General features: G+C 45.4%; 6 protein-coding genes. All 6 read left to right on the top strand.

What is annotated here, in order from left to right; all coding sequences use genetic code 11:
* Nucleotides 1-133: 133 nt before the first annotated feature.
* Nucleotides 134-511 (top strand): hypothetical protein, encoded by a 378-nt coding sequence (locus UF06_RS05830; protein ID WP_242401989.1) that lies wholly within the window; start codon nucleotides 134-136, stop codon nucleotides 509-511.
* Between the two features lie 123 nt (nucleotides 512-634).
* Complete coding sequence (locus UF06_RS05825; protein ID WP_045569607.1) at nucleotides 635-3,091, top strand: DEAD/DEAH box helicase family protein; 2,457 nt, start codon at nucleotides 635-637, stop codon at nucleotides 3,089-3,091.
* Nucleotides 3,092-3,169: 78 nt separating this feature from the next.
* Complete coding sequence (locus tag UF06_RS05820) at nucleotides 3,170-4,498, top strand: MATE family Na+-driven efflux transporter (protein ID WP_045569606.1); 1,329 nt, start codon at nucleotides 3,170-3,172, stop codon at nucleotides 4,496-4,498.
* Between the two features lie 153 nt (nucleotides 4,499-4,651).
* Entirely contained in the window at nucleotides 4,652-6,142 is a 1,491-nt protein-coding gene (locus UF06_RS05815; RefSeq protein WP_045569605.1) for an N-6 DNA methylase, read from the top strand.
* The gene (locus UF06_RS05810; protein ID WP_045569604.1) at nucleotides 6,142-7,905 is read left to right on the top strand and encodes a restriction endonuclease subunit S; all 1,764 of its coding nucleotides are present in this window, start codon (nucleotides 6,142-6,144) and stop codon (nucleotides 7,903-7,905) included. The genes UF06_RS05815 and UF06_RS05810 overlap by 1 nt, the downstream gene beginning before the upstream one ends.
* A gap of 11 nt (nucleotides 7,906-7,916) precedes the next feature.
* A complete protein-coding gene (locus UF06_RS05805; protein WP_052702529.1) occupies nucleotides 7,917-9,611 on the top strand; it encodes an RNA-directed DNA polymerase in 1,695 nt (564 codons plus the stop codon).
* Nucleotides 9,612-9,723: the final 112 nt, after the last annotated feature.

Genomic DNA, 9,723 nt, shown 5'->3' with positions numbered 1-9,723 from the left:
TGTTCGAACAGGGTTCGCCATTCTTGGTTAGTGCGTCGTTTGGCCATTTCAAATCTCCTTTGGGTTGGAGGTTTGATCTTATTATTCGGGCTAGACGATTAGAATGCGGGGTTTATGATGCGCTTACAGCTCAGTGAAAACAGAACTCTATTTCAGGCAGGTCCTTGGAAGAATATTGAGAGTTAACGACTCGCTGAACCAAGAAGCATGGTTGTATACCTTTGCTGAAGAGAGCTTGGTCAAGTTTGCTGAGCGTGTAGAAGAAGACATTCCAGAATCTTGTATGTTCATTGGCGTTGAAAAGTCAGTAACTTCATGTTGTTTAGATTCTCCTTCAGACGACACTGGTTCTATTTCTGAATCACGAACAAAGAATATTCTACAACTTGAATGGGCTACGGGCCCTTTTTTGGAAAGTGTGAATAGTGATTTTTTATCTCACGAAGAATCAGAACGTATCAAGCTAGGGGCCTTTCGAGAGCGAGTGATAGCGGCTTTTGACTATGTTTAATCTCCTAAGCCTGCAATTTGTGATCGGATTACCCATTAACTAAACTATTGTTGCGTTCTTATTCTTCACCCATATGAACTTTGTTATATAATCCGTCGCAATTCAGTATGGAATCAAAGTCGTATGGTCGAAAAGTTCTCCAAGTCTCAGCTGTCTGAAGCCGACATCATCTCCAAGTTCATTCTTCCCGCTATTAAAGAAAACGGCTGGGATGACATGAACCAAATCCGTCAAGAAGTAAAACTGCGTGACGGTAAAGTTGTAGTTCGTGGTCAGATTGCCGCACGTAAGAAAGTGAAGTCTGCTGATATTGTACTGTATCACAAACCGAGTATGCCGCTTGCAGTTGTGGAAGCGAAAGCGAACAAGCACGAAATTGGTAAGGGAATGCAGCAAGGCTTGGATTATGCGTCACTACTGGATGTTCCGTTTGTGTTTGCTAGTAATGGTGATGGGTTTATATTTCATGACAAAACGAACCCTGAGCAACTAGAAACAGAAATCAGACTCGAAGACTTCCCATCCCCTCAAATGTTGTGGGAAAAATACTGCCAATGGAAAGGTTACTCAGACGAGCAACTGCCGCTAATAACACAAGCTTACTACGATGATGGAAGCGGTAAATCACCGCGTTACTACCAGCTCAACGCCATTAACAAAACCATTGAAGCGGTCTCCGAAGGGCAGGATCGCGTGCTGCTTGTGATGGCAACAGGTACAGGTAAAACCTACACCGCTTTTCAAATCATCTGGCGCTTATGGAAGTCAGGGTCCAAGAAACGCATCCTGTTTCTGGCTGATCGCAATATCCTTGTCGACCAAACCAAAAATAACGACTTCCAGCCTTTTGGTACCGCGATGACCAAAATCGGTAATCGCACTATCGACCCCGCTTTTGAAATCCATTTAGGTCTTTATCAGGCCATGACAGGACAGGAAGAAGAAAAGAAAATCTTCAAAAATGTCCGTCCGGATTTCTTCGATTTAATCGTAGTGGACGAATGCCACCGAGGCAGCGCATCAGAAGACAGCGCATGGCGAGAAATACTGGAGTACTTCAGCTCAGCGACACAGGTGGGATTAACCGCAACGCCAAAAGAAACCGATGAAGTTTCCAACATCGAATACTTCGGTGAGCCTGTTTACACCTATTCGCTCAAGCAAGGCATTGAAGATGGATTCCTTGCGCCTTACAAAGTCGTGCGCGTGGATATCGACGTGGACCTGCAAGGCTGGCGACCAACCAAAGGTCAGGTAGACAAACATGGCGAAGTCATCACAGATCGCATCTACAACCAAAGCGACTTTGACCGAACTATGGTGATTGATGAGCGCACTGAGCTTGTTGCACAAACCATTACCAACTACCTGAAACGCACAGACCCGATGGCGAAAACCATTGTGTTCTGTAACGACATTGACCACGCAGAACGTATGCGCCGAGCCCTTGCTAACTGCAACCCAGAGCAAATGGCGAAGAACGAAAAATACGTTATGAAAATCACCGGCGATGATGAAATTGGCAAAGCGCAGCTGGACAACTTCATCAACCCGAAAAAAGCTTATCCGGTAATTGCAACCACCTCAGAGCTTATGACCACGGGCGTCGATGCTAAAACCTGCAAACTGGTGGTGCTGGATTCCACCATCAAATCCATGACCAAGTTTAAGCAGATCATCGGTCGCGGCACCCGTATTGATGATAAGTTCGGAAAGCTCTGGTTCTCTATCCTCGACTTTAAAAAAGCCACGGAGCTTTTTGCTGACGAACGTTTTGATGGCACCCCAGAGCGGGTAAAAGTCACCAAGCCGGAAGACTTTGAAAACCCAGATGACCTTGATGATATTGTCGATGGTATACCGGAAGATGAAAACGGTGAGGCAGTTGTGGATGGTGAGTCACCGTTTGGTGATGACATCGACCCAGATACGATTCTAGAGCCAACGCCACCCTATAAACCTTCAGGTGGCGATACATTCGGTCCTAGCCCAGATGAACCTATCCAAGAAGAAGTCCGAAAATTTTATGTTTCGGGTGTTGAAGTGAAGAAGATTGCAGAGCGTGTTCAGTATTACGACAGTGACGGCAAACTGGTGACCGAATCGTTCAAGGACTACACCCGCAAAGCCATGGCGACGCAGTTTACCTCAATGGATGACTTCACCCGCAAGTGGAACGATGCTGACCGCAAACAGGCCATCATTGATGAGCTCGCGGAGATGGGGATTATCTGGGAAGCGCTGGAACAGGAAGTGGGCAAAGATATGGATCCATTCGATATGATCTGCCACGTTGTGTATGACCAACCACCTTTGACCCGCAAAGAGCGTGCTGACAACGTGAAGAAGCGTAACTATTTCACCAAGTATGGCGATGTCGCGCAGGAAGTATTGAGCAATCTTCTCGATAAGTACGCCGATGCGGGCGTCAGTGAGATTGAAAACATGACGGTACTGAAAGTTGCGCCGTTCAATGAAATTGGCCGTCCGCTTGAGATCATCAAAAAAGGTTTCGGCGACAAAGAAGCCTACCTGAAAGCCGTCAACGAACTGGAATCAGAGATCTATCAGACAGCATAACCTCCCAGTTTTTTCTTGCGGGCTGCTTGGTGACAAGCAGCCCTTTTTCATCACAGAGCAAATCAATATGGAGATTTGATGTTTCCCTACCCGAAAGCGGTCAACTACAAGCTGCTGTTCATACTCATACTTTCTGGACTTATACCCGCGATTTACTCCACTTCCCGCGTTTACTTTCTTGGCAGTATTCCTGATACATGGGCCTTTAGTATCGCTGCTCAGGTGGCCTGGTTAAATGTCGGCTATGAAGTCATCAACGAGGCTATGCTCATCCCTCTTGCTTACGTTCTTGGCCAGGTAATCACAACCGACAAGGTCGCATTTACGGGGCGTTTGAATGGTGCGATGGCAGCTATGATCGCTGTATACGCGGCCATAACATTCGGTGTGATTTTGCTTGCGCCTGAACTGACTCAAGCGATGCAGCAAAGTGCTGAACTGTTGGACAAAACGACGAGTTACATCCGCCTTGAGTCTATCGCCATTCTCATCTCAAGCGTGGTGGAACTTTGCCTTCTGGTTCTCGTTTTGCGCGATGAACAGAGAAAGCTGTATGCATTTATCGCTTTGAAATCTCTGCTGATAGTTAGCTTTGATAGCTTATTCGTCAGCCAGCTGTCCTTTTCGCTTCAGTTAGGCGTGAACGGTGTCGCTTACACCAACATCATCGTGAACAGTCTTTTGTTCGTCGCTGCACTTTGCTGGTTTCACCGAGAAGGGTTGTTCAATCCGAAACTGGCATTCCATTCACTATCATGGATGAAAAAATGGGCGAAGATAGGCGCAAAATCTGGATTGGAGTCGTTCGTTCGTAATACGGCATTTATCGTGATGATCTTGCAGTTGGTCAATCAGGTTGAGCAAGCGGGTGTCTTTTGGGTATCGAACCAATTTATCTGGGCATGGCTGCTGCTCCCGGTCATGGCATTGGGACAGTTAATTAAGCGTGATGCCGCCTGCTCAAATGGTCTTTCAGTCGAAAAGGTCAATGCGTATTTCAAAATCACGGGCCTAATTGCCATGTGCTGGCTGCTCTCCGTACCACTATGGGATGATTTTATCGCCCACATCATGGGAGTCAGTGACCATGAGCAAGTAACGGATTTAGTTCTCTTGATGTTAGGTTTTTATGTGGTGTTTGCGTTTAATAACGTTATCGATAGCTACTTCTACGGTATTGGTCGCACGGACTTAATGCTTTATCAGTCTTTAGCCGTTAATACGCTCTTCTATGGTTCTGCCTTTGTGGTCTATCAGTTGGGGTGGTTCGAACCGAGATTGGGGGGTATCGCTTTCATGTTTGGTGTGGGCATAACGTTCGATGCGATCATCACTATGGGTTTATACCGCTGGTTGAGGGCAAATCAGAGTTGTGAAAGCGTCACCACCAAACCCGCACTCGGTTGATATGTTCAGGTGATAAATTCAGGCGGCCCCGTACGCACGGGGTTGCTTATATTCTCGCCACTTAACTCTCGTCAATGCTAACTTCTGCTCAATTAACGACAGTTAATGCGCTACAATACGCACAAATTTTCGTACTTCAAAAGCAGTTAAATCATGTCTATCAGTTCCGTAATCAAATCAATTCAAGACATCATGCGTAAAGATGCCGGTGTCGACGGTGATGCACAGCGCCTTGGGCAGCTTTCCTGGTTGTTGTTCCTCAAAGTCTTCGATGCTCAGGAAGAAGAATTAGAGCTGGAGTTGGATGATTACAAAGCGCCAATCAATGAAAAATACCTGTGGCGCAACTGGGCGGCAGATGCACAAGGCATTACCGGTGACAAACTGCTGGAGTTTGTGAACGACGACCTGTTCCACAACCTGAAAAACATGGCAGCGCCGGTAGACACTAACCCACGAGGCTATTTAGTAAAAGAAGCGTTCAGCGATGCCTACAACTACATGAAAAACGGCACCTTGCTGCGTCAGGTGATCAACAAGCTCAATGAAATCGACTTTACTGACACCCAGGAACGCCACCTGTTTGGTGATATCTACGAGCAAATCCTGCGTGACCTGCAAAGCGCGGGTAATGCGGGTGAGTTCTATACCCCACGTGCGGTGACCCGATTTATCGTCGACCGTCTTGACCCGAAACTGGGCGAGAACGTATTTGACCCTTCATGTGGTACAGGCGGCTTCTTGACCTGCTCCATCAACCACATTCAGGAACACGACAAACCAGAAACCAGCGAGCAATACGCGACGTTTCAAAAGCAATTCCACGGTGTTGAGAAGAAACAGCTGCCGCACCTGCTGTGTATCACCAATATGATGCTGCATGGCATTGAAGTGCCGTCCCAAATCAAACACGACAACACGCTGAACAAGCCGCTTTCAAACTGGGACAGCAACATCAATGTGATTGCGACCAACCCACCGTTTGGCGGCACGGAAGAAGACGGGATTGAAAAGAACTTCCCGGCTGAAATGCAAACTCGTGAAACGGCGGATTTGTTCCTACAACTGATTATTGAAGTACTGGATCCTGCAAATGGCCGTGCGGGTGTGGTATTGCCGGATGGCACTTTGTTTGGTGAAGGCGTAAAAACCAAAATCAAAAAGCTGCTGACCGAAGAATGTAACCTGCACACCATTGTGCGTCTGCCAAACGGTGTGTTTAACCCCTACACGGGCATTAAAACCAACATTCTGTTCTTCACCAAAAGCAAACCAACCAAAGAAGTATGGTTCTACGAGCACCCATACCCAGAGGGCGTGAAGAACTACAGCAAAACCAAACCGATGAAGTTTGAAGAGTTTCAGGCTGAAATCGACTGGTGGGGCAAAGAAGAAGACGGCTTTGCCAGCCGCGTAGAAAACAACCACGCGTGGAAAGTCTCGATTGATGAGATCATCGCCCGAAACTTCAACCTTGATATTAAAAACCCGTATCAAGGTGAAGTGGTCAGCCATAACCCAGATGAACTGCTGCAAAGCTACCAAACGCAACAGCAGGAAATCACCGAGCTACGCAACCAACTGAAAGATATTCTGGGGAATGCTCTCTCTTCATCATCGCAAGCTGCGGATGAGGTGAAGTAATGTCTGCGGAAAAACTGATCACTGACCATATCGATATTTGGACGTCGGCAGTACAGGCAAAGTCTGCGTCTGGGCGCGGTAGCAGCAAAAAGCGCGAGCTTTATGGCATTAAGAAGTTGCGTGAGCTGATTTTGGAACTGGCTGTGCGTGGTAAGTTGGTGCCGCAAGATCCGAGTGATGAGCCTGCTTCCGTGTTACTTGAGCGAATTGCGGCTGAAAAAGCGCAGTTGGTGAAAGAAGGAAAAATCAAGAGAGAGAGTTCATCCAAGGCGTTAGCTGAAAATGGTTTGCCTTTTAGTATTCCGAATAACTGGCGCTGGGAAAGACTACCGAATATCACATTTTTTCAAGAAGGTCCGGGGATTCTAGCAAAAGACTTTCGTGACACTGGAGTGCCACTGATTCGTATAGCTGGTATGCACCAAGAAATGTTGTCATTAGAGGGATGTAACTATCTTGATGAGGAAATGGTTAGTGACAAATGGGATCACTTTCGACTTAAGCATGGCGATATAGTGATTTCCTCTAGCGCGTCCTTGGGTAAGGTTGCGAAAGTTGGAAAAGATACTGTTGGTAGTATTGTTTACACAGGGTTAATTCGATTTAGACCGTATTCCAATGTTTCCTATGACTACATAGCTAAGTTCTTTGCATCTCCGGAATTTAACAGGCAAATTGGCAACAATAGTCGAGGTGCTGCAATAAAGCACTTTGGGCCAACGCATTTGAAAACAATGATTTTTCCTTTGCCTCCAGTTGAGGAACAACACCGCATCGTCGCCAAAGTCGACGAACTAATGGCGCTGTGCGACCAACTAGAGCAGCAAAACGAAGCCAGCCTTGATGCCCATCAGGTATTGGTAGAAACCCTGCTGGCAACGCTCACCAAAAGCAAAGACGCCACCGAACTGATGGCGAACTGGACACGCATCAGCGAGCACTTCGATACTCTGTTCACCACAGAACAAAGCATCGACCAGTTAAAACAAACCATCCTGCAACTGGCGGTAATGGGTAAGCTGGTACCGCAAGACCCAAATGACGAACCTGCGGCAAAACTGCTTGAGCGCATCGCGGAAGAAAAAGCACAGTTGGTGAAAGAGAAGAAAATCAAAAAGCAAAAAGCCCTGCCGCTAATTGCTGAGGATGAAAAGCCGTTTGAACTGCCGAAGGGATGGGAGTGGTGTCGTTTGGGAAGCTTGTTTAGTTTTCTAAATGGATTTGCTTTCAAGAGTGATTGGTTCACCGAGCAGGGAGTTAAGTTGCTTCGTAACATTAACATTGCGCATAGTGAAACTAAATGGTCTGATTTGGCGTGTGTTTCCGATGAATTAGCTAAAGAGTATGAAAAATTCAGTTTGAACGCTGGGGATATCGTTATCTCGTTAGATCGTCCGATTATAAATACGGGCTTAAAGTATGCAGTGATCGAAGAGGCTGATTTACCTTGCTTGTTATTGCAGCGTGTAGCCAAGTTTTCTTCATATTGCGCAAGTGTAAATTCATCTTATTTATCGAATTGGCTCGAATCTTATTTGTTTATCTCTTCGATAGATCCAGGTAGAAGTAATGGGGTTCCTCACATTTCAACAAAACAATTAGAAATGCTTCCATTTCCCTTACCTCCAAAGAAACAGCAAATTAAAACTGTATCTGTTGTGGATGAAATGATATTTCTTTGCGACCAACTAAAACAACGTCTTCGTGACAGTCAACAAACCCAACTTCAGCTTACTGATGCGATTGTTGAGCAGGCGGTTTAAGGGAATAGAACATGCCAAGTATTGCAAAGAAATATGAGCAGCTTGTCTTAGATGACGATTACTTAACCGACAGTTTGTTGATGACGCTTGCATGGAAAAAAAGTCATCAATATATCCGTACTGCTAATTGGTATGCTGACAATTTTGAATTGGACTTGTCAGCATTATCGTTGTTGGAAAGTGCACAGCAGTGGTGCAATGATTTACAGCAAGATGATTTGGCTTTTAAGCCTTTAGAGCTTGTCCCTGCACCTAAGCAACATAACTGGGAGTTCAAAAAAACAGGTTTTGGTTCTGAGGAATGCTTAACATGGCAGCCGAAAAATGAAGCGTTGGATGAATACAACCAGAACTCTGAAGAATTTAAAAAGAACACTGAAAAACCTGCTGATATAGCATTTTCATTGAGACCTCTTGCACATATGCCTATTCGTGAACAAAGCATGATGACTTTGTTGATGATGTGCATCGCTAATCAGGTGGAAACACGTCAAGGTGACCCTAGTACAGAGCTAAAGTTAGTACATGAAAAAAAGGTGGTCAGCTACGGCAACCGCCTCTATTGCCGCTACGACGAGCAGGGCAATGCGGAGCACAGCTATGGTGGTACTACTACTTACAGTAAATTTTTTGTTGATAACCGGAAGTTTTTAGAACGCCCTTTCTATTTTGCTAAGAAAGCGAGAACTGAACTCGATGAGAACCATGAAGTATTCATTTTAGATGTGGACCTCGCCAAGTTTTTTGATTTAGTTAACCGCAAAAAGTTGTGTGAACTCATAAAAACTGTCGCAACCGTCGAAGCTAAAACCCTAGGGAAAGTTAAACATCTTAATAAACTACTGGCAGCCTTTGAAACTTGGGAGTGGAGTGAACAGGCTGCTCTGGAGTTCAATCAGGTTTGTAAAAATGAAGAGGTGATGTCTGCGCCGAAAGGCATTCCACAGGGTTTAGTAGCAGGCGGTTTTTTAGCTAACGTATACATGCTTGAGTTTGACGAAAACTTTAGAGATTTAATTGGAAGTGTATTGGAACCTACAACCAGTATCGCTGATATTGAAGTCACTTTAGTTGACTATTGCCGATATGTTGATGACATGCGTTTGGTTGTATCTGCGACTCCTAAAACTCCTGATACCCCGATTTCTAAACTTGATGTTGAGAAGCTAATCATTGCAACCATCAAAGATGTCATCAAAAAATCAAAGCTTGATGACCTCAAGTTAAACGATGGTAAAACTAAAATACAGCACTATCAGCCACGTGTAGCTGGGATATCTAAAGAGCTTACGCATATTCAGCAAAAACTTAGCGGGCCAATTGCATTTGATGAATCCCAAGAAACTCTTGGCCAGCTAGAATCCTTGCTATCTATCGTCGCTAGTGACCGAGTACCGGAACAAGATGATACTTGTGTCCCCAATCGGCTTGCTCAAATTAATAAAAGCGAACTTGATGTTCGTGATGATACCATCAAGCGTTTCGCCGCCAATAAAATATCCAAGCTACTAAAAGGCATTCGTAATTTCAGCGCCCATGAAGTGGACGCTAATGGAAACGCTATTGCAGGTGATTGGGACTATTTACAAGAGCGATTAGCGAGACGCTTAATAGCTGCATGGTCATATGATCCTTCGCTCGTGTTACTCCTTAAAAAAGGTCTAGAACTTTATCCATGTAGTCGTTTGTTGGTATCCGCCCCATGAACCCACGGGGCGATATTGTTAGTGTTTGAAGTTCCAAGGCAGGAGTGCATCGATATCAGGTTCCGCTTTCGCTAACTCCTGCATGCACTTGACCATGTAGTCGTAAAGGATA

Source organism: Vibrio sp. S234-5 (assembly GCF_000960595.1).
GTDB lineage: Bacteria > Pseudomonadota > Gammaproteobacteria > Enterobacterales > Vibrionaceae > Vibrio.
Note: the sequence above shows the minus strand (reverse complement) of the source record. Positions and strands in the feature narration are given on the sequence as shown.